This window comes from Knoellia subterranea KCTC 19937, assembly GCF_000768685.1.
In the GTDB taxonomy this organism is placed as follows: Bacteria; Actinomycetota; Actinomycetes; order Actinomycetales; family Dermatophilaceae; genus Knoellia; species Knoellia subterranea.
In genome coordinates this window covers 478,127-501,074 of sequence record NZ_AVPK01000001.1, presented here as the reverse complement: position 1 = coordinate 501,074, position 22,948 = coordinate 478,127, and the positions used below count along the sequence as shown (strand labels likewise).

Annotated in this window: 25 protein-coding genes; 20 read left to right on the top strand and 5 right to left on the bottom strand. The window is 68.2% G+C overall.

The features are described 5' to 3' along the window. Nucleotides 1–68: 68 nt before the first annotated feature. Together N803_RS02290 and N803_RS02285 are read left to right on the top strand one after the other, a co-directional pair. Nucleotides 69–791 carry an L-threonylcarbamoyladenylate synthase gene (locus N803_RS02290; RefSeq protein ID WP_035902277.1) on the top strand — a complete coding sequence of 241 codons (723 nt, stop codon included), beginning with the start codon at nucleotides 69–71 and terminating at the stop codon, nucleotides 789–791. Further along, nucleotides 784–2,058 carry a serine hydroxymethyltransferase gene (locus N803_RS02285; protein ID WP_035902274.1) on the top strand — a complete coding sequence of 425 codons (1,275 nt, stop codon included), beginning with the start codon at nucleotides 784–786 and terminating at the stop codon, nucleotides 2,056–2,058. The genes N803_RS02290 and N803_RS02285 overlap by 8 nt, the downstream gene beginning before the upstream one ends. Nucleotides 2,059–2,119: 61 nt before the next feature. Here the strand turns inward: N803_RS02285 and N803_RS17290 are convergent, their stop codons facing one another. Next, nucleotides 2,120–3,517: a sugar transferase gene (locus N803_RS17290; protein WP_052111622.1), complete on the bottom strand. Its 1,398-nt coding sequence runs from the start codon at nucleotides 3,515–3,517 to the stop codon at nucleotides 2,120–2,122. A 126-nt stretch (nucleotides 3,518–3,643) separates the two neighbouring features. Between N803_RS17290 and N803_RS02275 the strand changes: the two genes are divergently transcribed. The 11 genes from N803_RS02275 (at nucleotide 3,644) to N803_RS02225 (ending at nucleotide 12,169) form a co-directional block, all read left to right on the top strand. Beyond that, on the top strand, nucleotides 3,644–4,078 hold the full coding sequence (locus N803_RS02275; RefSeq protein ID WP_156969627.1) for a hypothetical protein: 435 nt from the start codon (nucleotides 3,644–3,646) through the stop codon (nucleotides 4,076–4,078). Further along, nucleotides 4,075–4,347 (top strand): AtpZ/AtpI family protein, encoded by a 273-nt coding sequence (locus tag N803_RS02270; protein ID WP_035902267.1) that lies wholly within the window; start codon nucleotides 4,075–4,077, stop codon nucleotides 4,345–4,347. The genes N803_RS02275 and N803_RS02270 overlap by 4 nt, the downstream gene beginning before the upstream one ends. An 85-nt stretch (nucleotides 4,348–4,432) precedes the next feature. Further along, nucleotides 4,433–5,248: a F0F1 ATP synthase subunit A gene (gene atpB, locus N803_RS02265; RefSeq protein ID WP_245616958.1), complete on the top strand. Its 816-nt coding sequence runs from the start codon at nucleotides 4,433–4,435 to the stop codon at nucleotides 5,246–5,248. Nucleotides 5,249–5,355: 107 nt separating this feature from the next. Continuing rightward, a complete protein-coding gene (locus N803_RS02260) occupies nucleotides 5,356–5,562 on the top strand; it encodes an ATP synthase F0 subunit C (RefSeq protein WP_211253445.1) in 207 nt (68 codons plus the stop codon). A 59-nt stretch (nucleotides 5,563–5,621) separates the two neighbouring features. Next, on the top strand, nucleotides 5,622–6,275 hold the full coding sequence (locus tag N803_RS02255; RefSeq protein ID WP_035902691.1) for a F0F1 ATP synthase subunit B: 654 nt from the start codon (nucleotides 5,622–5,624) through the stop codon (nucleotides 6,273–6,275). Continuing rightward, a complete protein-coding gene (locus N803_RS02250) occupies nucleotides 6,275–7,084 on the top strand; it encodes a F0F1 ATP synthase subunit delta (RefSeq protein ID WP_035902259.1) in 810 nt (269 codons plus the stop codon). The genes N803_RS02255 and N803_RS02250 overlap by 1 nt, the downstream gene beginning before the upstream one ends. 104 nt (nucleotides 7,085–7,188) lie before the next feature. Then, complete coding sequence (atpA, locus tag N803_RS02245) at nucleotides 7,189–8,826, top strand: F0F1 ATP synthase subunit alpha (protein ID WP_035902258.1); 1,638 nt, start codon at nucleotides 7,189–7,191, stop codon at nucleotides 8,824–8,826. Nucleotides 8,827–8,953: 127 nt separating this feature from the next. Further along, a complete protein-coding gene (locus N803_RS02240) occupies nucleotides 8,954–9,856 on the top strand; it encodes a F0F1 ATP synthase subunit gamma (protein WP_035902256.1) in 903 nt (300 codons plus the stop codon). Between the two features lie 11 nt (nucleotides 9,857–9,867). Beyond that, entirely contained in the window at nucleotides 9,868–11,331 is a 1,464-nt protein-coding gene (atpD, locus tag N803_RS02235) for a F0F1 ATP synthase subunit beta (protein WP_035902254.1), read from the top strand. A 120-nt stretch (nucleotides 11,332–11,451) separates the two neighbouring features. After that, complete coding sequence (locus tag N803_RS02230; protein ID WP_035902252.1) at nucleotides 11,452–11,721, top strand: F0F1 ATP synthase subunit epsilon; 270 nt, start codon at nucleotides 11,452–11,454, stop codon at nucleotides 11,719–11,721. Nucleotides 11,722–11,740: 19 nt separating this feature from the next. After that, a complete protein-coding gene (locus tag N803_RS02225) occupies nucleotides 11,741–12,169 on the top strand; it encodes a DUF2550 domain-containing protein (RefSeq protein ID WP_035902249.1) in 429 nt (142 codons plus the stop codon). A gap of 9 nt (nucleotides 12,170–12,178) precedes the next feature. On the opposite strand, the gene N803_RS02220 is transcribed toward N803_RS02225, so the two are convergent. Continuing rightward, nucleotides 12,179–12,844, bottom strand: coding sequence for a cob(I)yrinic acid a,c-diamide adenosyltransferase (locus N803_RS02220; RefSeq protein WP_035902247.1), 666 nt, complete (start codon nucleotides 12,842–12,844; stop codon nucleotides 12,179–12,181). A gap of 100 nt (nucleotides 12,845–12,944) precedes the next feature. Here N803_RS02220 and N803_RS02215 point away from each other — a divergent pair, with 100 nt between their 5' ends. The 3 genes from N803_RS02215 (at nucleotide 12,945) to N803_RS02205 (ending at nucleotide 16,515) form a co-directional block, all read left to right on the top strand. Beyond that, nucleotides 12,945–13,298 (top strand): STAS domain-containing protein, encoded by a 354-nt coding sequence (locus N803_RS02215; RefSeq protein WP_169743025.1) that lies wholly within the window; start codon nucleotides 12,945–12,947, stop codon nucleotides 13,296–13,298. A gap of 18 nt (nucleotides 13,299–13,316) precedes the next feature. After that, nucleotides 13,317–14,366 (top strand): acyltransferase family protein, encoded by a 1,050-nt coding sequence (locus tag N803_RS02210; RefSeq protein ID WP_035902245.1) that lies wholly within the window; start codon nucleotides 13,317–13,319, stop codon nucleotides 14,364–14,366. A 139-nt stretch (nucleotides 14,367–14,505) separates the two neighbouring features. After that, on the top strand, nucleotides 14,506–16,515 hold the full coding sequence (locus N803_RS02205; RefSeq protein ID WP_035902687.1) for a protein meaA: 2,010 nt from the start codon (nucleotides 14,506–14,508) through the stop codon (nucleotides 16,513–16,515). Between the two features lie 134 nt (nucleotides 16,516–16,649). Here the strand turns inward: N803_RS02205 and N803_RS02200 are convergent, their stop codons facing one another. Together N803_RS02200 and N803_RS02195 are read right to left on the bottom strand one after the other, a co-directional pair. Further along, the gene (locus tag N803_RS02200; RefSeq protein ID WP_035902244.1) at nucleotides 16,650–16,844 is read right to left on the bottom strand and encodes a sterol carrier protein domain-containing protein; all 195 of its coding nucleotides are present in this window, start codon (nucleotides 16,842–16,844) and stop codon (nucleotides 16,650–16,652) included. 9 nt (nucleotides 16,845–16,853) lie between these two features. Next, nucleotides 16,854–17,924, bottom strand: coding sequence for a GNAT family N-acetyltransferase (locus N803_RS02195; protein WP_035902241.1), 1,071 nt, complete (start codon nucleotides 17,922–17,924; stop codon nucleotides 16,854–16,856). A 140-nt stretch (nucleotides 17,925–18,064) separates the two neighbouring features. Here N803_RS02195 and N803_RS17285 point away from each other — a divergent pair, with 140 nt between their 5' ends. Further along, complete coding sequence (locus N803_RS17285; protein WP_052111621.1) at nucleotides 18,065–18,688, top strand: histidine phosphatase family protein; 624 nt, start codon at nucleotides 18,065–18,067, stop codon at nucleotides 18,686–18,688. 15 nt (nucleotides 18,689–18,703) lie between these two features. Here N803_RS17285 and nucS read toward each other — a convergent pair whose 3' ends face one another. After that, complete coding sequence (gene nucS, locus N803_RS02185; RefSeq protein WP_035902238.1) at nucleotides 18,704–19,399, bottom strand: endonuclease NucS; 696 nt, start codon at nucleotides 19,397–19,399, stop codon at nucleotides 18,704–18,706. Nucleotides 19,400–19,505: 106 nt separating this feature from the next. On the opposite strand from nucS, the gene N803_RS02180 reads away from it, so the two are divergent. From N803_RS02180 to N803_RS02175, 3 genes are read left to right on the top strand one after another with little or no spacing between them, the layout of a single operon-like run. Beyond that, complete coding sequence (locus tag N803_RS02180) at nucleotides 19,506–20,675, top strand: 3-hydroxyacyl-CoA dehydrogenase family protein (RefSeq protein ID WP_035902236.1); 1,170 nt, start codon at nucleotides 19,506–19,508, stop codon at nucleotides 20,673–20,675. A gap of 33 nt (nucleotides 20,676–20,708) precedes the next feature. Continuing rightward, nucleotides 20,709–20,864 (top strand): hypothetical protein, encoded by a 156-nt coding sequence (locus tag N803_RS18210; protein ID WP_156969626.1) that lies wholly within the window; start codon nucleotides 20,709–20,711, stop codon nucleotides 20,862–20,864. A gap of 51 nt (nucleotides 20,865–20,915) precedes the next feature. Then, nucleotides 20,916–22,694, top strand: coding sequence for a 3-hydroxyacyl-CoA dehydrogenase family protein (locus tag N803_RS02175; protein ID WP_035902234.1), 1,779 nt, complete (start codon nucleotides 20,916–20,918; stop codon nucleotides 22,692–22,694). Nucleotides 22,695–22,948 lie beyond the last annotated feature (254 nt).

Below are 22,948 nucleotides of genomic sequence, written 5' to 3'. Positions count from 1 at the left end.
CGACAAGATCAGCCCGATCTCCGGGCCTGCCCTCTGGTGGGTGTCCCCGCGGTCCTAGGCTGATGCCCATGAGCCCGGTCTTCGACTGCACGACACCCGAGGGGCGCCAGGACGGCATCGCCAAGGCGACCGCTGGTGTGCGGCAGGGGGACCTCGTGGTCCTGCCCACCGACACTCTCTATGGCATCGGCGCCGATGCGTTCTCGCCGGATGCTGTGCAGCGGCTCCTCGACGCCAAGGGGCGTGGACGAGAGATGCCGCCACCGGTGCTCGTCGCCGAGGTCCGCACCGTTGATGGACTGGCGACCGACGTCCCCGACTATGCGCGCGCCCTCATCGAGCGCTATTGGCCCGGGCCGCTCACGCTGGTCCTCAAGGCGCAGCCCTCGCTCATGTGGGACCTCGGTGAGACCGGAGGGACCGTGGCAATCCGCATGCCGGACAACGAGGTCGCGCTCGAGCTCCTGCGCGAAGTGGGTCCGATGGCCGTGAGCAGCGCCAACCGCACGGGGCACCCGGCCTCCCGCACCGTCATCGACGCCGCGACCCAGCTCGGGGCATCCGTCGAGTTCTATCTCGACGGCGGACCGGTGACGGGTGGGTTGCCGTCGACGATCGTGGACTGCACGCACGACGAGCCGACCATCCTGCGTCGCGGCGCCATCGACGCCGACGAGATCCTGGCCCTCGCGGCCGAGCACCAGCCTGAGCCCGAAGCCGAGCAGCCTGCCGAGCCGACAAGTCCTGTCGACTCGACATCCCAACCCGAGGAGAGCAACAACGATGAGTGAGACGTTCTACGGTTCGGACTTCGGGGCGTTGGAGGCCTTCGACCCCGAGATTGCCGGAGTGCTGGTGTCCGAGCTGGACCGCCTGCGTGGCGGCCTGCAGCTCATCGCGAGCGAGAACATGTCCTCGCCCGCCGTCCTCACCTCGCTGGGCTCGACGCTGTCCAACAAGTACGCCGAGGGCTACCCGGGTCGCCGCTACTACGGTGGCTGCTCCGAGGTCGACAAGGCCGAGTCGCTGGCCATCGAGCGGGCCAAGGCGCTCTTCGAGGCCGACCACGCCAACGTCCAGCCGCACTCGGGTGCGAGCGCCAACCAGGCGGTCTACGGCGCCTTCATGTCGCCCGGCGACACGATCCTCGCGATGAGCCTCCCGCACGGTGGCCACCTGACCCACGGCACGAAGATGTCGTTCTCCGGCAAGTGGTTCAACGCGGTGCACTACGGCGTCGACAAGGACACCGAGGACATCGACTACGACGAGGTCGAGCGTCTGGCCAAGGAGCACAAGCCCAAGGTCATCCTCGCGGGCGGCTCCGCGATCCCGCGCCTCATCGACTTCGAGTTCTTCCGTCGGGTCGCCGACGAGATCGGTGCGATCTTCTGGGTCGACGCCGCGCACTTCATCGGTCTGGTCGCCGGCAAGGCCATCCCGAGCCCGGTGCCGCACGCCGACGTCGTGAGCTTCACGACGCACAAGGTCCTGCGTGGCCCGCGCTCCGGCGCCATCGTCTGCAAGGCCGAGCACCAGGCGGCCATCGACAAGGCCGTCTTCCCGATGATGCAGGGCGGTCCGCAGATGCACACGATCGCTGCCAAGGCGACGAACTTCAAGGAGTGCGCGACGCCGGAGTACCAGGCCTACGCGAAGCAGGTCATCGCCAACGCCAAGGTTCTCGCGGAGACGTTGGGGGAGAAGGGCATTCGCCCGACGACCGGTGGCACCGACACCCATCTGTCGCTCCACGACCTCCAGCAGGTGCTCGTCACCGGCGCCGACGCCGAGGCCCGTTGCGACGCGGCCGGGATCACGCTCAACAAGAACGCCATCCCGTTCGACCCGCAGAAGCCCAACATCGCGAGCGGTATCCGCGTCGGCACCCCGTGCGTGACGACGCAGGGGATGGGCGAGGACGAGATGCGCACCATCGGCGGCCTCATCGCTCGCGCTGTCGTCGACGGCGACGCGGACCCGGAGCATGCAGTCTCCAAGGAGGTGCGCGCGGAGGTGACCGATCTCGTGACGCGCTTCCCGGCATACCAGCGCTGACGATTCAGGACCGATTGCCCGTCGCCACACCGGCGGCGGGCAATCGTCTGTTCGCGGCCGGTCAGCCGGTGGGGCGCTCGCGCCTCGGGTGGAGTTCGTCGTCGACGCGCTGTTCCCGGGCCTCGACCTCGAGCTCGGCGGCCTCCTCCGCAGACGGCTGAGCCTTGGGCTTGGTGCCCGATGCGGACACCACCGTCCACACGCTTCGGGCAAGCACCTCGAGGTCGAGGAGCGGCGACATGTGCTTGAGGTAGTAGAAGTCGTAGGAGAGCTTCTCGATCGTCTCCTCCTCCGACGCGGCATAGCCGTGACGCACCTGGGCCCAGCCGGTGATGCCGGGACGGACGAGGTGGCGCTGGTCGTAGAAGGGGATCGCCTCGCGATACTTCTCCACGAAGCTCACCTGCTCGGGCCGAGGGCCGATGAGCGACAGCTCGCCGCGCAGGATGTTGAAGAACTGGGGGAGTTCGTCGAGGCGGACGCTGCGCAGGAAGTGGCCGATCGGCGTGATGCGCGGGTCGTCACCGGTGGCCTGGCGCGCCCCCTGCTCCTCGGCGTCGGCGCGCATGGTGCGGAACTTGAAGAGCTCGACGAGTTCGCCGCGGCGTCCCACGCGCACCTGCCGGAAGATCACCGGGCTGCCGTCGGCCACGCGCACGACGACGGCGACGAGGGCGATGAGGGGCAGCCAGAGGGGCAGCGTGAGGATCACGAGGAGGAGGTCGACGGCGTGCTTGAACGGCAGGAAGGGCAGCTTGCGCAGGAGTGAGGTCTCGATCTCCCATCCCTCCGACAGGTGCCCGAGCGGGACGCGGCCGGTGTGCTGTTCGTAGACCTCGTTGAGGGGCCGCACCTCCCGTCCGGCGACGGACGTGGCCGAGACGTAGCGGGTGACCTCCCGTGACCACGGCGCGCTGAGGTCGACGGTGAGGACTGTGTCGAGCGGCGGAGCCGACAGCGGACCGGTCGCGTTCGGGTCGATGACGCCGACCACGGTGATGTGCGGCGTCTCGTCGAGCGCGCGCACGATGGCGTCGGAGTTCGTGACGATCACGAGGCGCTCGGTCCACGGGCGCAGTCGCAGCGCCGCACGCAACAGCAGCACGAGGACGATCCAGACGACGAGGGTCGTGAAGAGCTGCGGCCGCGAGTAGTACGGACGGACGAGCACGATGACGGCCGTGATCACGAAGAAGGCAAAGAGCGCACCGAGCGAGCCGCGGCTGTAGGTCGGGCGGGGCGGTCCGTGCGGCATCACCGCGGCCACGAGGGCGCTGCCCACGAGTGACCCGCCAAGGCAGATGAGCAGGATCTGGAGCAGCCCGCGTGCCTGGGTGTCGATGAAGACCTCATCGCCGAACGGGTGGCCCCCGAACTGCACGTAAGTCCCGATGACGAAGGCAATGAAGAGGAGTGCGGCGTCTGCGCAGGCCATGCCGACGAGGAGCCGCTGTCTCATGGCCGTGAGTGTATGCGGACCCGGTGCCGCCCTCGGGGACGCCCATCGGGGAGTGCCCATTTGTCCCCGTCCGGACGCTTGTGATAGTTTTCACAAGCACCCGGAACGACCTCGATGGAGAGCCCAGTGACCACGAATCGCGCGCCACGGACCCCGGTCCGGATGATGCTGCGCGGTGCTCTCGTCCCCGGGATGATCGCCCTTCCGGTGTTGGCCGGAATCTTCTGGGCGTATGCCGGTGAGCGCGGTGCGCTCTCGGCTCTCGCGGGTGCCGCGACCGTCTTCGTGGTCCTCATCGTGGGGCTCCTCGGCATCACCGCGGTGGTCATGGGACCGGCCGCGACGTCGATGGCGGGAGCGGGCGTCGTCTACCTCGGGCAGCTCATCGTCATCGTGGCCATCGTGCTTGCGCTGCGCGGTGTGGACTGGCTGGACGGGCGCTCGTTCGCCCTGTCGGCCATCGTGCAGACCGTCCTCATGCAGGTCGGCCAGATCGCGGGCTACGTCCGCGCGCGCCACGAGATCCACCCCGGTTCGCTCGACGGGGGAGTGCGGTCATGAGCGACGAGCGCAAGATCCCCAGGGGTGTCGAGGGCCACGAGCCGTTCTCGACCTGGCACGACGACCCCGAGAAGCCCAGCGCCACCGCGCGTGCCGACGCCCTCGGTGCGACCGTCATCGCCTACCTCATCACCGGCCCCGCTGTCTTCGGCGCGATCGGTTTCGGACTCGACAAGCTTCTCGGCACCGGCTTCATCGTGGTGCTCGGGATCCTGGCCGGGATGGCACTGTCGCTGTACACCATCTGGCTCCGGTACGGTACGTCGTGACGCCCCTGACCAACGGCCGCAAGCGACTCGCGCACGAGCCGCGATTGCAGGGTGCCGCCATCACCATGAACGAGGAGAACCACCTGTGATCCTGACTGCGCTGGCTGCAGGGACCACGACCGCCGTCGTCGCCGAAGAGGGCGGTGGTGAGTTCCACACCCCGAGCCCGGACATCTTCTGGCTCCCGCTCATTGGTGACGGGCAGTGGGCCATCACCGAGCAGATGGTGTGGGGTGGCGTCTCCGTCATCGTCCTGAGCATCGCGATGATCGCGCTGTCCAAGAACGCGGCGATCGTCCCGTCCAAGGGCCAGTGGCTCATGGAGGGCTTCTACAACTTCGCGCGCAACGGCATCGCCCGCGACATGATCGGCACGAAGCACTTCCTCAAGTTCGTGCCGCTGCTGTTCAGCCTCTTCTCCCTGATCCTGCTGAACAACTGGATGGGCATCATCCCGCCGGTCATGAACCCGACGATGGGCAAGATCGGCTTCCCGATCGCGCTGGTCCTCGTCGTCTACGTCGTCTACCACTGGATCGGCATCAAGAAGCACGGCGTCAAGGGCTACTTCGCCCACATGGTCCCCGACGGCCTCCCGGGCTGGATCAAGCCGGCGATCTTCTTCCTCGAGTTGATCACCTACTTCATCACCCGCCCGCTCACGCTGGCCCTGCGACTCTTCGGCAACATGTTCGCCGGCCACATGCTCATTGTGCTCTTCGTGAGCGCGGGCGCCTACTTCCTCACCCAGGGAGTCGTCTTCAAACTGCTCTCCGTCCCGACGTTCATCATGGCTGCGGTCATGTTCGTCTTCGAGGCACTGGTCCAGTTCCTCCAGGCCTACGTCTTCACCCTGCTCTCGGCGAGCTACATCGCCGGCGCGCTGGCCGACGACCACTGAGTCACTCGGCCCTCTGAACGCTCCACCACAACTTCATACCCACTCGAAACACACCGAACTTCCGCCCGGCACACGCCGCGTGGGACCCCCAGAAACACGAAAGAGGAATCATCGTGGAAGGCAACCTCTCGCTCGTCGGTTACGGCCTCGCGACCATCGGCCCGGCCATCGCCGTCGGCCTGATCTTCGCCGCCTACATCAATGGCGTCGCACGTCAGCCGGAGGCCCGCAACCTCCTGCAGCCGATCGCCATCCTTGGCTTCGCGCTCGCCGAGGCGCTCGCGATCTTCGGCCTGGTGCTCTTCTTCCTCTGATCCCAGAGGCTCACTCACACCGATCCGGCACGAAGCACTAGGAGTACCCCGTGCAGTTCATCGCCACACCGTCGACGGTCGTCTCGCTGGCGGCCGCCGAGGGCGAAAAGATGCCCCTCATCCCTCACATCCCCGAGCTGATCTTCGGCCTCGTGATGATCGGGATCCTCTACTGGGTGGTGTCGACCAAGGTCGTCCCCAACCTGGAGAAGGCCTACGAGGAGCGTCGGGCCGCCATCGAGGGCGGCATGGAGCAGGCCGAGGAGGCTCAGGCCCAGGCCCAGGCTGCCCTCCAGCAGTACGAAGCCCAGCTGCACGAGGCTCGCACCGAGGCCAACGCCATCCGTGAGGAGGCTCGCGCCGAGGGTGCTTCGATCGTCACCGAGCTGCGCGAGAAGGCGCAGGCCGAGGCGAACCGGATCACCGAGTCGGCCAAGCGTCAGATCGAGGCCGAGCGTCAGCAGGCCGTGGTCTCGCTCCGCTCCGAGGTCGGCGCGCTGTCGACGACCCTGGCCAGCCGCATCGTCGGCGAGTCGCTCGAGGACGACGTGCGCCAGAAGGGCATGATCGACCGCTTCCTCGCCGACCTCGAGGCCGGTCAGATCCGCCCCGAGAAGGTCGGCGTGGCAGCAGCCCCGGCGACCGAGTCCACGGATGCCGAGCAGGGCGTGCTCGACCTCGGCACCGAGGGCAACTCAGGTCAGGACGCCTGATGGCTGGTTCGTCCCGCGGAGCACGGGCGGCGGCCGACAAGGCCCTCGCCCTGGCTCTCGACGGCGTCGACCGCGGGGCTCTCGCTGAGGAGCTGTTCGCGATCGCCGGCACCATCGAGGGCGACGCGTCGCTGCGTCGCGCATTCGCCGATCCGTCGCGTGAGGGTGAGGCCAAGCGCGGCCTCGCCGACCGCATCTTCGGCGGCAAGGTGAGCGAGTCGGCCAACACCCTCATGGGTGAGGTCGTCGCGCAGCGCTGGTCGTCCGAGGGCGACTTCGGCGACACTCTCGAGTCCCTTGCGGTGCGCGCCCTCCTGGCGAACGCCGAGAAGGCCGAGCGGGTCGACACGGTCGAGGACGAGCTGTTCCGCTTCGAGCGGATCATTGCCGCCGACGCCGAGCTCCGCGACACCCTGAGCAGCCGCAACACCGATGCCGAGGGCAAGGCCGGTGTCGTCCGCAAGCTGCTCGAGGGCAAGGCCCAGCCCGAAACGATCCGCCTCGCGGAGCGGGCCGTGCTCGTGCCGCGAGGTCGTCGCCTCGACCGCGTGCTCGAGTCCTACCTCAAGCTCGCGACCGAGCGTCGCGACGAGCTCAAGGCCCTGGTCACGACCGCGGTTCCGCTCGACGAGCGGCAGCAGTCGCGACTCGCGTCGGCTCTGCGTTCGATCTACGGCAAGAAGGTCACCCTGCAGATCGTGCTCGACAAGGGCATCGTCGGCGGGATCCGGGTCCAGGTCGGCGACGAAGTCGTCGACGGGACCGTCGTTCGCCGCCTCGACACGGTGCGGCGCGACCTCGCCGGCTGACCACACGGCATACCGGGCTCTCGAGCTCGACCACATCTGAACAAGCACGACAGCCCACACACTTCGGCCCCACCGGGGGCCGGTACCTGAGGAGAAGAGATCACATGACGGAGCTCTCGATCCGTCCGGAGGAGATCCGGGACGCGCTGGACACCTACGTCCAGTCCTACGAGCCCGGCGCGGCCTCCCGCGAAGAGGTCGGCCGAGTCAGCGACGCCGGTGACGGCATCGCCCACGTCGAGGGCCTGCCCTCGGCCATGACCAACGAGCTGCTCGAGTTCGAGGACGGCACGCTGGGCCTCGCGCTCAACCTCGACGTCCACGACATCGGTGTCGTCGTGCTCGGTGACTTCTCCAAGATCGAGGAGGGTCAGCAGGTCAAGCGCACCGGCGAGGTCCTCTCGGTCCCCGTGGGTGACAACTTCCTCGGCCGCGTCGTCGACCCGCTCGGCAACCCGATCGACGGTCTCGGCGACATCCAGAGCGACGAGCGTCGTGCGCTCGAGCTCCAGGCTCCCTCCGTCGTCCAGCGCAAGTCGGTCCACGAGCCGCTGCAGACCGGCCTCAAGGCCGTCGACGCCATGACGCCGATCGGCCGTGGCCAGCGCCAGCTCATCATCGGTGACCGCCAGACCGGCAAGACCACGGTCGCGATCGACACGATCATCAACCAGAAGGAGTTCTGGGAGACGGGCGACCCGAACAAGCAGGTCCGCTGCATCTACGTCGCCATCGGTCAGAAGGGCTCGACGATCGCGTCGGTCCGCGGCACCCTCGAGGAGGCCGGCGCGATGGAGTACACCACCATCGTCGCCGCCCCCGCGTCCGACAGCGCCGGCTTCAAGTACCTCGCCCCCTACACCGGCTCGGCCATCGGTCAGCACTGGATGTACCAGGGCAAGCACGTCCTCATCGTCTTCGACGACCTGTCCAAGCAGGCCGAGGCCTACCGCGCCGTCTCCCTCCTCCTCCGCCGCCCGCCGGGCCGCGAGGCCTACCCGGGCGACGTCTTCTACCTGCACTCCCGTCTGCTCGAGCGTTGCGCCAAGCTCAACGACGAGCTCGGTGCGGGCTCGATGACCGGCCTCCCCATCATCGAGACGAAGGCCGGTGACGTCTCGGCGTACATCCCGACCAACGTCATCTCCATCACCGACGGCCAGATCTACCTGCAGGCCGACCTGTTCAACTCCAACGTCCGCCCCGCGGTCGATGTGGGTGTCTCGGTCTCCCGAGTCGGTGGTGCGGCACAGACCAAGGCCATGAAGTCGGTCTCCGGTCGTCTGAAGCTCGACCTCGCCCAGTTCCGCGCGCTCGAGGCCTTCGCGATGTTCGCCTCCGACCTCGACGCCGCGTCCAAGGCGCAGCTCGCCAAGGGTGCTCGCCTCGTCGAGCTCCTCAAGCAGTCGCAGTCGGCGCCGTTCCCCGTCGAGGAGCAGGTCGTCTCCGTGTGGGCCGGGACCACCGGTCAGCTCGACGACATCGAGGTCGAGGACATCCGTCGCTTCGAGTCCGAGTTCCTCGGCCACCTGCGTCGCAGCAAGGCCGACCTCCTCGCCGCCATCCGTGAGACGGGCAAGTTCGAGGACTCGACCGAAGAGGCCCTCAAGGCCGAGATCGACTCCTTCAAGAAGGGCTTCGAGCCCTCCAACAAGGAGAACGTCCCGGTCGGCGACGAGACCGAGAGCGGCGACGACGCTCTGGACTCGGCCCAGGAGCAGATCGTCAAGCAGAAGCGCTGACCCGCATGCCGGGTGGTCACCTCGGTGACCATCCGGCGGCGGGGCAGCCGGTCGCGAAGGCGACCACGCGGCATACCCGAAGTTTTGTTGGCAACGCAGCACCAGACACCAAGGAAGGCGGAAACCTATGGGAGCGCAGATCCGGGAATACCGGCAGCGCATCCGGGCCGTCAGCTCGACGAAGAAGATCACGCGGGCCATGGAGCTCATGGCCGCGGCTCGCGTCGTCAAGGCCCAGCAGGCCGTGCGCGAGTCGACGCCCTACGCCCGCGCCATCACGCGCGCCGTCTCGGCCGTCGCGACCTTCTCCAACGAGGAGCACGTCCTCACGACCGAGAAGGACAAGGTGACCCGCGCGGCGGTCGTCATCATCACGTCCGACCGCGGTCTGGCCGGCGCCTACGCCTCGTCGGTGCTCAAGGAGTCCGAGCGCCTCATCGCGCGACTGCGTGACGAGGGCAAGGAGCCGGTTTCCTATCTTCTGGGACGCAAGGCCGTCGGCTACTACACCTTCCGCGACCGTGAGTTCGCCGCCGAGTGGACCGGCGACTCCGAGAAGCCCGCCTTCGAGCGCGCCCGCGAGATCGGTGTGCGGCTCGTCGACGACTTCCTCAAGGACACCGAGGAGGAGGGCGGCGTGGACGAGGTCCACATCGTCTACACCCGCTTCGTGTCGATGGTGACGCAGGAGCCCGAAGTCATCCGCCTGCTGCCGCTCGAGGTCGTCGAGGGGACCGAGGCTCCTGCCGAAGGGGACCTCTTCCCTCTGTACGAGTTCGAGCCGACCGTCGAGGAAGTCCTCGACGCGCTCCTGCCGAAGTACGTCAACTCGCGCCTGTTCAACGCCATGCTGCAGGCCGCGGCGTCCGAGCTCGCCGCCCGCCAGCGCGCGATGAAGTCGGCCACGGACAACGCCGAGGAGCTCGTCAAGAAGTACACCCGACTGGCCAACCAGGCCCGTCAGGCAGAGATCACCCAAGAGATCAGCGAAATCGTCGGTGGCGCCAGCGCCCTGGCCGAGAGCAAGTGAGAGAGAACCCCATGACTGCCACTGTCAGTGAGAAGACTGCGTACGTCGCACCTGAGCCCGGCGGCATCGGCCGGATCTCGCGCATCATCGGCCCGGTCGTCGACATCGAGTTCCCCGCGGACGCGATGCCGGAGCAGTACAACCTGCTCACCACGTCGGTTGAGCTCGGCGGCGAGGTCAAGAACCTCAACCTCGAGGTCGCCCAGCACGTCGGCGACAACATGGTCCGCGCCATCTCGCTCCAGCCGACCGACGGTCTCGTCCGCGGCGCCAAGGTGCAGGACACCGGCGGCCCGATCACCGTTCCCGTCGGCGACGCGACCCTGGGTCACGTCTTCAACGCCACCGGTGACGTCCTCGACCTGCCCGAGGGCGAGACCCTCGAGGTCACCGAGCGCTGGGGCATCCACCGCAAGGCGCCGTCGTTCGACCAGCTCGAGTCCAAGACCGAGATGTTCGAGACCGGCATCAAGGTCATCGACCTCCTCACGCCTTACGTGCAGGGTGGCAAGATCGGCCTCTTCGGTGGTGCCGGTGTCGGCAAGACCGTTCTCATCCAGGAGATGATCGCCCGCGTCGCCCGCGACCACGGTGGTGTCTCGACGTTCGCCGGTGTCGGTGAGCGCACCCGTGAGGGCAACGACCTCATGGCGGAGATGGAGGAGGCCGGCGTTCTCGGCCAGACCGCCCTCGTGTTCGGCCAGATGGACGAGCCGCCGGGCACGCGTCTGCGTGTCGCCCTCTCGGCCCTCACCATGGCCGAGTACTTCCGCGACGTCCAGAAGCAGGACGTGCTCCTCTTCATCGACAACATCTTCCGCTTCACGCAGGCCGGTTCCGAGGTCTCCACCCTCCTCGGCCGCATGCCGTCCGCCGTGGGTTACCAGCCCACCCTCGCCGACGAGATGGGTGTGCTCCAGGAGCGCATCACCTCGACGCGTGGTCACTCGATCACCTCCATGCAGGCGATCTACGTGCCGGCCGACGACTACACCGACCCGGCCCCGGCCACGACGTTCGCGCACCTCGACGCGACGACCGAGCTCTCGCGAGAGATTGCCTCGCTCGGTATCTACCCGGCCGTGGACCCGCTGACCTCGACGTCGCGCATCCTCGACCGTCGCTACATCAGCGAGGACCACTACAACACCGCGGTGCGCGTCAAGCAGATCCTCCAGCGCAACAAGGAGCTGCAGGACATCATCGCGATCCTCGGTATCGACGAGCTCTCCGAAGAGGACAAGATCCTCGTCAACCGCGCCCGTCGCATCCAGCGCTTCCTGTCGCAGAACACCTACGTTGCCAAGCAGTTCACCGGCATCGAGGGTTCGACGGTTCCGCTGGTCGACACGATCGAGGCGTTCACGAAGATCGCCGATGGTGAGTACGACCACTTCCCCGAGCAGGCGTTCTTCATGTGTGGTGGCCTCGACGACGTCGAGCGTCAGAACGCTGAGATCCAGAAGAGCCTCTGAGCAACAACCGTTGATCGCAGGGCCGATGCCGCGAGCGGTATCGGCCCTGCGTCATACGGCGCAGGTGTTCCCAGCCAGCGCCGCTAGACTTCACACCCACACCACTTCCCGGAGGAACACGTGAGCCAGCTGCAGGTCGAACTCGTCGCCGCGGACCGCAAGGTCTGGGAGGGCGAGGCGAGCCAGGTGAGTGCCCGCTCCATCGATGGGGAACTCGGCATCCTGCCGGGCCACACGCCCCTTCTCGGCGTTCTCGTCGAGGGTGAGATCAAGATCCACGGTGAGGGCGGCGTACGCACCGCCACCATCGACGGTGGCTTCCTCTCGGTCGACCACGACCGCGTGACGATCCTCGCGGAGGCCGTCGACGCCTCCGGTCTGGGCAACTGAGTCCACGGCGGAGCATGTCATGACGCCGATCGCCACCATTGAGCTCGTGCTCGTGGTGGCGCTCGCGCTTGTGGTGGCCAGCATCGTGTTCGTGTGGCTGCGCCGCCGGTGGATCTCGGGCGGACAGCCGCTCATGATCTGCGCGATCAACACGGGTGACCGCCGCTGGCGGCTCGGCCTGGCGCGCATCGCGGGGGATCGACTCGACTGGTTCTCGGTCGTCGGTCCCTCGTTCCGTCCCGACCACTCGTGGCTCCGGCACGACCTCGACTTCGGGGCCCCCCGTCGGCTCGACGAGGCGGTGCCGGGTTTGCCCGGGGACGCAGTGTGCGTGAGTGGTCGGTCGCGGTCGGGAGACTACGAACTCGCGATGAGCCCTGCGGCATACACGTCGTTGCGGGCGTGGCTCGAGAGCTCGCCGCCCGGCTTCAACGTCAACGTCGCCTGAGGGCGGCGTTCAGTCGTCGTCGGTCGCCGGGTCGTCCGGCCGGGTGGCTCGGCCCTTCTTGGCTGGAGCCTCGGCGCGCCCGCCCCCGGGCTTCCAGAGGACGTCACCACCTGCGTCGAGGTTGGCGACCCGCGCGAGGATGAAGAGCAGATCCGACAGACGATTGAGGTATGCCGCGGCGCTGGGGTTGACCCCGCCCTCACCCTTCGTCGTGCCCATGTCCGTTCCGTGGGTCTCGATCGCGGCCCAGGTCGTGCGTTCGGCGCGACGGACGACGGTGGTCGCCTGGTGCAGGTGGGCGGCGGCGACGGTGCCGCCCGGGAGGATGAACGAGCGGAGCTTCTCGAGCTTGGCGTTCTGGGTGTCGCAGTCGCACTCGAGCTCGTCGATCCACTCCTGCTGGACGCGCAGGGGCGGGTACTCGGGGTTCTCGAGCAGGGGGGTGGACAGGTCGGCGCCGACGTCGAACAGGTCGTTCTGGACGCGCCCGAGGATGGCGCGGACGTCGTCGGTCAGCTCACCGGTCGCGAGGACGACACCGATGACGGCGTTGGCCTCGTTGACGTCCGCGTAGGCCGCCAGGCGAGGGTCGGTCTTGCTCGTGCGGCTGAAGTCGCCGAGGCCGGTGGTGCCGTCGTCTCCGGTGCGGGTGTAGATGCGGGTGAGGTTGACCATGGACCGAGCCTGCCAGACACCTTTGCCGATTCTTTACCCGGAGCATGCCCGGTCTGTGGGGTGCATCACGTTCAATGGTCGCCAACGGAAGGAGGCGACCGTGGATCACCGTCGACACACGATCGTCACGCTGGACGAGCACCGTGACTCGTCCGGCCATCACGTCGCGCTCCGCGGGCGTCTCGACTTCCACTCAGTGCCGGACCTGCGGATGGTGCTTCACCGCATCGTCGATGACGGCCACGACGACCTCCTCCTCGACCTCGCCGAGTGCGAGATCGGGGACGCCACGGGCTTCGGTGTCATCGTCGAGTGCCTCCGTCGGGCACGTCGCGGGTCGCGGGCGTTCTGCATCGTCGACGCCGACCCGCGCACGCATCGGCTGCTGCGCCGGGCCCGCCTCGCGCACGTCGTCGGGCCCAGCGACCCCAACGTCACCTCCGCCGTCGGCTGACCTGTCACGCTGTCTCCTGTGACAGCAGCCGCAACGGACGCCGCCTCGACGGTCGTCGCGCCCCGCCGGATCGTCGGTCTGGACGCGGCGCGTGGGCTGGCCGTCGTCGCGATGGTCGTCGCGCACGCCCTGCCGTTCATCAGCTCGCGGCTCTCGGAGACGGCCACGTTCGTGCTGCTTCAGGTCAACGACCTCGCCTCCCCGCTGTTCGCCCTCGTCATGGGCGTCGCGGCGGGCTTGGTCTTCCCGCGGGGGACGGCCTTGCGTGGCGTGGGTCGGGCACTGGTCCGCGGAGCCGCGCTCATCCTGCTGGGTGTCGGCCTCGAGCAGCTCGATCACTGGGTGGCCGTGATCCTGCACATCCTCGGTCTCCTGGTCATCGTCGGGACTCCCTTGCTCGTCCTCGAGAGCCGATGGCTTCTCGGCATCGCAGCCGTGCTGTTCGTGGCCGGGCCGTACGTCATCGAGGGGGTGACGGCTGCGGCTGGAGGAGTCGCCGGTGGTGCCGCCACGACCGCGGAGTGGGCGGCGAATCCACTCGTCCAGTGGCTCGTGACCACCACGCACTACCGGGTCCTCACCTTGCTGCCGCTCTTCCTCATCGGTGCCGTGCTGGCACGGCGCGGCCTGGATGACGAGCGGACCACGTGGTGGTGCCTCATGGGTGGTGTGGCCCTGCTGTGGGCGAGCTTCGCCGCCGAACTGGTGGGGCACCCGGTCGTCTTCTCCGGTGACTTCACCGATCAGGCGCAGGAGAACGGACTGGCGCTCGCGGCATACGGGCTGGTCATGTCGGCCGACATCGCTGGGAGGCGACGCGATTCCGGTCGGCCCGTGCTGGGCGCGCTGGCTCTCGTGGGGCAGGTAGCCCTGTCGCTATACGTCGCTCACGTGGCGCTGCTCGTGCCCGTCATCCCGCGATTCCCGGAGGGTGGCTGGCTGGTGTTCGGCGGCTTCATCGTCATGAGCATCGTCACCGCGTGGGCGTGGGCGCGCTGGATCGGGCGAGGGCCCGTGGAGCGGCTGATCGACCTCATCTCGCCGGCACGCCGGGCCGCTGCTGCGTGAGCACTCTCACCGCCTGAGTACCTGTTTGCGCTGGTGGGCGCCGCGTAGCGTTGAACCCATGCCCGAAGACCGTTCTGCCGCACCGGCAACCTCGTCCGCCGCCGCTCCCTCCCGTCCGGAGCGCGACCGCCCGTGGGTGATGCGCACGTATGCCGGCCACTCCAGTGCCGCTGCGTCGAACGCGCTCTACCGGCGCAACCTCGACAAGGGCCAGACGGGCCTGTCCGTGGCCTTCGACCTGCCCACCCAGACGGGCTACGACCCCGACCACGTCCTCGCGCGCGGTGAGGTCGGCAAGGTGGGCGTCCCGATCTCGCACATCGGTGACATGCGCGCGCTGTTCGACCAGATCCCGCTCGGGCAGATGAACACCTCGATGACGATCAACGCGACGGCCATGTGGCTGCTCGCGATGTACCAGGTCGCGGCCGAGGAGCAGGCGCAGGCCGCTGGCGAGGACCCGGCCGAGGTCGTCCGTGCGCTCGCGGGCACGACGCAGAACGACATCATCAAGGAGTACCTGTCGCGCGGGACCTACGTCTTCGCTCCGGCACCCTCCCTGCGGCTCATCACCGACATGGTGAGCTACACCGTCGCCGACATCCCCAAGTGGAACCCGATCAACATCTGCAGCTACCACCTGCAGGAGGCCGGCGCGACGCCCGTGCAGGAGATCGCCTACGCGATGTCCACGGCGATCGCCGTGCTCGACGCCGTGCGCGACGCCGGGCAGGTGCCCGAGGAGCGCTTCGGCGAGGTCGTCGCCCGCATCTCGTTCTTCGTCAACGCCGGTGTCCGGTTCGTCGAGGAGATGTGCAAGATGCGCGCCTTCGTCGAGCTGTGGGACGAGTTGACCCGTGAGCGCTACGGCGTCACGGACGCCAAGCAGCGGCGCTTCCGCTACGGCGTCCAGGTCAACTCGCTCGGCCTGACCGAGGCCCAGCCCGAGAACAACGTCCAGCGCATCGTCCTCGAGATGCTCGCCGTCACGCTGTCCAAGGACGCTCGCGCGCGCGCCGTGCAGCTGCCGGCGTGGAACGAGGCGCTCGGCCTACCGCGTCCGTGGGACCAGCAGTGGTCGCTGCGCATGCAGCAGGTGCTCGCGTTCGAGTCGGACCTGCTGGAGTACGACGACCTCTTCGCCGGCTCGACCGTGGTCGAGGCCAAGGTCGCCGAGCTCGTCGCCGGCGCCAAGGCCGAGATCGACCGTGTCCAGTCCCTCGGTGGCGCTGTCGCCGCGGTCGAGAGCGGTTACATGAAGTCGGCGCTCGTCGCGTCGCACGCCCTGCGCCGTCAGCGGATCGAGGCGGGCGAGGACATCATCGTCGGCGTCAACAAGTTCGAGACGACCGAGCCCAACCCGCTCACCGCCGACCTCGACACGGCCATCCAGACCGTCGACCCCGGTGTGGAAGCGGCTGCGGCCGCTGCCGTGCGCGAGTGGCGCGAAAACCGTGACGCCGACCCGGAGCGGCGCGACCGTGCGGCAGCGGCTCTGGCTCGCCTGCGCGAGGTCGCGACGACCGATGAGAACCTCATGGAGGCCTCGCTCGAGTGTGCTCGCGCCGAGGTGACGACGGGGGAGTGGGCCCAGGCCCTGCGTGAGGTGTTCGGTGAGTTCCGTGCGCCGACCGGTGTCACGGGTTCGGTGGGCCTCACGGGTGGCGCTGCCGGTGCCGAGCTGTCCGCCGTGCGCACGCGCGTGGCCGAGCTGGGCGACGAACTCGGCGAGAAGCTGCGCGTCCTCGTCGGCAAGCCCGGCCTCGACGGACACTCCAACGGCGCCGAGCAGATCGCGGTGCGCGCTCGCGACGCCGGCTTCGAGGTGATCTACCAGGGCATCCGACTGACGCCCGAGCAGATCGTCGCTGCGGCGGTCTCCGAGGACGTCCACCTCGTCGGCATCTCGATCCTGTCGGGCTCGCACATGGAGCTCGTGCCCGAGGTCCTCGAGCGGCTGAAGGAGGCCGGCGCCGGCGACATCCCGGTCATCGTCGGTGGAATCATCCCCGAGTCCGACGCGGCGAAACTCAAGTCGATCGGCGTGGCCGAGGTGTTCACCCCCAAGGACTTCGGGCTCAACGACATCATGGGCCGCTTCGTCGACGTCATCCGCGACTCCCGCCTGACCGCCGCCGCCCCCGCCTGACGTCGCCCCCGGCTGACCGTCTGTCCCAACTTTCCCGCCGGAAGTGGGTTCTTCTCACTTCGCTTGATCGCCGTGACCAAGCGAAGTGAGAGAAAGCCCCTTCGGGCGGGAAGGTTGAGTCGCTAGCGGACGGGTCAGAAGTGGGTGGCGCAGCGAGGCGTGGGGCCGCCGTCGGTGAGCGCTGAGAAGCGGGCGAGTGAGTCGGCCGAGCCGGTGATGCGGCCGGCGTCGACGAGATCGCCGACCGCGGTCCCGCCGAGGTAGAGCGACCCGAGCGTCTCGACGTCCAGCTCCACGTCGGCCGTGTCTGCGTCATCGGCTGTGGTCACCTCCGCGCGTCAGTCGGCTGCCGCGATCTCGAACGTGCCGTCGGCGTGGCCGAGTGGGTCGTGGACGCGGACGAGAAGGACGTCGTCGGCAAACCAAGGCCGGGCCGACAGCGCGGCCGGGACGTCGAGGATGCGAACCCACACGTGATCCGGGCGCCCGGTGACCTGCACGACGCGGTGATCCACGAGAGCCAACGGCAGGGGATCAAGGTTTGGCGTGCGGGCGACGGCGGCTGTGGCGAGGTCGATGTCGGCGACGAACTGCCACAACGCGATTCGCGCCTCGGGTGTCACGCCGATGAGGTCTGCAACCTGCACCTCGAAGGCATCCTTGACCCCCTTGACCTTCCAGGCGACGAACCCGTCGGGCTCGCCGTCCGCATCGAGCCGCACGGCGAGGCGCTGCGCGCGGTCCTCGCTCTGCTCATCCCAGTCGTAGCCACGCAGCCACGTCTCATAGAACGCCGGTCGCTCCAGGCTGCCTCTGGTCGCCTCGTGGAACTTCCCGTATGCCGTCCGCACCAGTTCCCAGGCCTCGCCCACCTCGAGGAGGACGATCCGTCCGCCGTCGTCGACGGGCCGGCGCAGGCGGAACTTCGCGGAGGTGTCGATGCGAACTGACTGCTCCGTCGTCGCGACGCCGAACCCGAAGCGCTGGTAGATCGCGCCCTCGGAGGCCGTGAGCACCGCAATCGGGAGTCCGTCGCGCACGGCTTCGTCGAGATGGTCGGTCATGAGGCGACGCATCAGTCCGCGACGGCGGTGGGTGGGGGAGACGGTGACGTCCGAGATCATCCGCACGGGCAGCATCGAAGAGCCTGTGTTGAGCACCTTGTCGAAGTACCCGAAGGTCGCGACGGGGATCGGGCTGGCCAGGGGAAGCGCAGGACGCTCCCACGCGCCACGCTGGACGGCGTGGTCGAGGCGTTGAACGGCGGCCCACTTCTCGAGGTGCTCCTCGGTCGGGCTCGACAGGTGGAAGGACCGGTGCATCGCTTCCACCCACCCGCGGACCCGGGCGCGCGCCTCGGGGCTCTCGTCGTCGAGGTCGAGGGTGGCGAAGTCGAGGTCGTCGGTCACGTCCGCCAGCCAACCAGTCGCGCCAGCGGGGTGTCGACCGGTTTGTCGTGTGCCGGAGGGGAGGAATTGGCGAGTTGGGGACGGGAGGCGAGCGGCCGGCATACCTGCGGACCGTCAGGACCACGTGCCAAGGTGGGGGAGTGAGCGATCTGTTCTGTCCCGCAATCCTGCTCGTGGCCCGGCACGGCGACGCGGACTACCCGCACGCCAAGGTGCTGTCCGACGACGGTGGTTGGCTCACCGACAAGGGCAGGGCGCAGGTGAGCGAGCTCGCGACGACGCTGCGCTCACGCAATGTCGCAGCGGTCTACACGAGCAGCCTGCAGCGCGCTGTCGAGTCGGGGACCATCGCCGCCGAGGCCCTGGGAGTCGAGTCCCGCGTCATCGACGGGCTCGAGGAGTTCTCCGTCGGTGCGCTGGCCGGACGCGACCACGACGACCCCGAACTGCTTGGCGTCTTCGAGGCGTGGAAGGCCGGCCACCTCGGCACCTTCATCCCCGGCGGTGAGAGCGGGGCCGACGTCCTGACGCGCTACCGGGGTGCGCTCGAGGAGATCTCCGACCAGCACCGGGGCGAGACGATTCTCGTCTTCAGCCATGGCGGTGTCATGTCGTTCGCGATCCCGCGGATGGGGCGCAACGTGCGCAATGACCTCGCGGCACAGCGGTTCCTGCCCAACTGCGCCGTCGCGGAGATCAGCATCGACGCGGACGACGTCACTGTCGTGTGCTGGCCGGGGAGTGCCGACCGCTCGGTTGTGTGACGGATCGAGCGCCCGTCAGAACAGGCGGTGTTCGCTGTTGTCGATGCCCTTGAGCTCGTCGTAGTCGAGAACGACGCAGCGTATGCCGCGGTCCTCGGCGAGCGTGCGCGCCTGCGGCTTGATCTGCTGCGCGGCGAAGATGCCCGTCACCGGGGCGAGGTGGGGGTCGCGGTTCATGAGCTCGAGGTAGCGGGTGAGCTGCTCGACGCCGTCGATCTCGCCGCGTCGCTTGATCTCGACGGCAACCGTCGCACCCGACGCGTCCTTGCAGAGGATGTCGACCGGGCCGATGGGCGTCATGTATTCGCGGCGGGTGAGCGTCCAGCCGTCGCCGAGGGTGGTGATGTGCTCGGCGAGGAGCTTCTGGAGGTGCGCCTCGACACCGTCCTTGACGAGTCCGGGGTCGACACCGAGGTCGTGGCTCGTGTCGCTGTGGATCTCGTGGAGCTTCACCCGGAGCCGGTCCTCGGACTTGGCGTGCTGGACGACCCACACGGCGGTGACGCCCTCGTCGGCCTCGGCCTCTTCGGGGTCGACCTCGGCCATGGCGCACGGCGGTGACATCCAGTTGAGCGGTTTGTAGGACCCGCCGTCGGAGTGGATGAGGACCGAGCCGTCCGCCTTGACCATGAGCAGGCGGGTCGCCAGGGGGAGATGGGCCGTGAGCCGACCGTCGTAGTCGACGCTGCACTTCGCAATCACCACTCGCACCGGGACACCCTAACGGGGGCGGGTGGCGTGGCCATCGTCACTGCGTGGGGACCATCACGCCCCGAAGGCCTACTCAGGAGTAACGGAAGCCGGAACACTCGTCGCCATGACTGAGAACTCCTCGCCTGCCCAGATCGCGGACAGCCTCGTCCTGCCGTACCTCAACCACGCGGCACGCATGCACGAGGAGGGATACGCCTCTCGCGAGGACATCGACAATGGCATGCGCTTCGGCTGTGGCCTGCCCCAGGGCCCCCTCGCGGTGATCGACGCCAAGGGTGTCGACGCCGTCATCTCGGCCCTCGAGACGCAGTTCGCGGCCACCGGCGACCCGCTGCACGAGCCGCGCCCGATCCTGCGCGAGTTCGACAGCACCGAGGACACGGACGCCAAGGGCACCGAGGACGTGGCGCTGCGCCCGGTCGCGACCGTGGGCGTCGTCGGCACCGGCACGATGGCCTCGGGCATCGTCGAGGTCTTCGCCAAGAACGGCTTCGACGTCGTGGTCATCGGCCGCTCGCAGGAGAAGGTCGACGGCGTCTCGGCACTCGTCACCAAGAACTTCGCACGCGCCATCGACAAGGGCCGCGCCACCCAGGAGGACGCCGACGCGACGCTCGCCCGCATCGCCGGCGCGACCGAGCGCGAGGCGCTCGCCGACGTGGACCTCGTCGTCGAGGCCATCGCCGAGGACCTCGAGCTCAAGAAGCAGCTCTTCCGCGACCTCGACCGCATCACCAAGGCCGGCGCGATCCTCGCGACCACGACGAGCTCCATGCCGATCACCGATCTCGCTGCCGAGACCGGCCGACCGCAGGACGTCGTCGGCATGCACTTCTTCAACCCGGCGACGGTCATGAAGCTCGTCGAGATCGTCCGCACGACAGGTGAGAACGGCACTGCTGCCGACGTGCTCGCCACGGTCAAGGACCTGTGCGACCGGACCGGCAAGGTGGCCGTCAGCTGCTCCGACCGCTCCGGCTTCATCGTCAACGCGCTGCTCTTCCCCTACCTCAACGACGCCGTGAAGCTCGTCGAGTCGGGCAGGGCCACGGTCGAGCAGGTCGACGAGGCCGTCACCTCGACCTACGGCTACCCGATGGGACCGTTCGCCCTGCTCGACGTCGTCGGCCTCGACGTGTCGCTCGCCATCCAGCGTGAGCTCGTCCAGGAGTTCGGCCACGAGGGCTGGACCCCGGCCGAGACCCTGGTCCAGCTCGTCGAGAAGGGCGAGCTCGGTCGCAAGACCGGCAAGGGCTTCCTCACCTACGCCTGACCCCGACTTCTTGCGCTGGTGGGACACGTACGCGTGTCCCACCAGCGCAAGAAGTGGAACCACGCTCGACTCATTGCGCTGCTGGGACGCGTACGCGCGTCCCAGCAGCGCAAGAAGTGGCCGGGCCGGTCGGTGAGCCGGGTGTGGGAGGGGCGCACCCGGCATACCGGCGTCGTTGTGTTCGAGTGATGGGTCACCCGCGAGAGCAGGCGACCACTGTGGTCTGCCACACTCACGAGCATGTCTCGTGAGTTCAGCAGGGTTGGTGTGGTCGGTCTCGGCACGATGGGCGCCGGCATCGTCGAGGTCTTCGCCCGCAACGGCGTCGACGTCGTCGCCATGGAGGTCAACGACGAGGGTGTCGAGCGCGGTCGCGGCTTCCTGACCAAGTCGACCGGTCGAGCGCTCGACCGCGGCAAGATCACGCAGGAGGCCTACGACGCCCTGCACGGCCACGTGACCTACACGACGTCATACGACGACATGGCCGAGTGCGAGCTCGTCGTCGAGGCCGTCCCCGAGCACCTCGAGCTCAAGAAGGACATCCTCGGCCACCTCGACAAGGTCGTCGCGCCCGACGCCATCCTCGCAACGAACACGTCCTCGCTCCCCGTCACCGAGATCGCGGTTGCGACGAGCAACCCCAAGCGCGTCGTCGGCATGCACTTCTTCAACCCGGCGCCGGTGCTCCAGTTCGTCGAGGTCATCAAGACCGTCGTCACCGAGGACGGCGTCTTCGAGGATGTCAAGGCGCTCGCGGAGCGGCTCGACAAGAAGCCCGTCGTCGTCGGTGACAAGGCCGGGTTCATCGCCAACGCGCTGCTCTTCGGCTACCTCAACCACGCCGTGTCGATGTACGAGTCGCGCTACGCGACCCGTGAGGATATCGACGCCGCGATGAAGCTCGGCTGCGGCTACCCGATGGGCCCGCTCGCGCTCATGGACCTCATCGGTCTCGACACGGCATACGAGATCCTCGACACGATGTACAAGCAGGGGCGCGACCGTCTCCACGCGCCGAGCCCGATCATCAAGCAGATGGTGAGCGCGGGTCTCAAGGGCCGCAAGAGCGGCCGTGGTTTCTATACGTATGCCGGCCCGTCCAGTCCCGAGGTCGTCGCCGACGCGCTGACGCCGGGGACCGCGGGGGAGTCCGGGGTAGCCGTGCGCGAGGTGCGCACCGTCGGTGTCGTCGGCTCCGGGACGATGGCGACCGGGATCGTCGAGGTGTTCGCCAAGGCGGGCTTCGACGTCACCTACGTGACCCGCAGCCAGGCCAAGGTTGACGGCGTCCGCGCCGGCGTCGAGAAGTCGCTCGAGAAGGCCGTCCAGCGCGGCAAGCTCGAGGCGGCGGACCGCGATGCGGCCGTGGGTCGGCTCACGGGGTCGACGTCCCTCGACGTCCTCGCGAAGGTGGACCTCGTCGTCGAGGCGGTCGTTGAGGACCTCGCCGTGAAGCAGGCCCTCTTCGAGAACCTTGACGAGATCTGCCGCCCGGGTGCCATTCTCGCGACGACGACCTCGAGCCTCCCCGTCGTCGACATTGCCTCGGTGACCGGTCGTCCGGCCGACGTCATCGGCATGCACTTCTTCAACCCGGCCGCGGTCATGCGTCTGGTCGAGGTCGTCCACACCATCTCGACCGCACCCGACGTCGTCGCCACGGTCCAGGACCTCTGCGGCCGCATCGAGAAGCAGGCCGTGACGTGTGGCGACCGCTCGGGCTTCATCGTCAACGCGCTGCTCTTCCCGTACCTCAACGACGCGGTGAAGATGCTGTCGGCGAACTACGCCACGGCCGACGACATCGACACGGCCATGAAGACGGGCTGTGGCCTGCCGATGGGTCCGTTCGAGCTGCTCGATGTGGTCGGGCTCGACGTGGCGCTGGCCATCCAGCGGGAGCTCTACCTCGAGTTCCGCGAGCCCGGGTTTGCTCCCGCGCCGCTGCTCGAGCACCTCGTGACGGCGGGCTACCTGGGGCGCAAGACGGGGCGCGGCTTCCGCACATACTCCTGATGACGCCGGTTCGGCCCACGGGGTGAACCATCACGTTGACCCGGACCTCCGGGGTGGGTAGGCCCTAACCTACTCGGCGGTAGCAGGCGGCGCGTTCGTACCGGTGGCTGCCCCTCACCTCTGGAGACGAAGGAGTCCCTCGTATGTTGAGTCGCGCTTTTCCCCGTGCCGGTGTTGCGGTCACGGCGGCAGCATTCCTTGCAGCATCCCTGAGTCTGACCGGGTCGGGTGGGGCGCGGCTGCGACGTCGACGG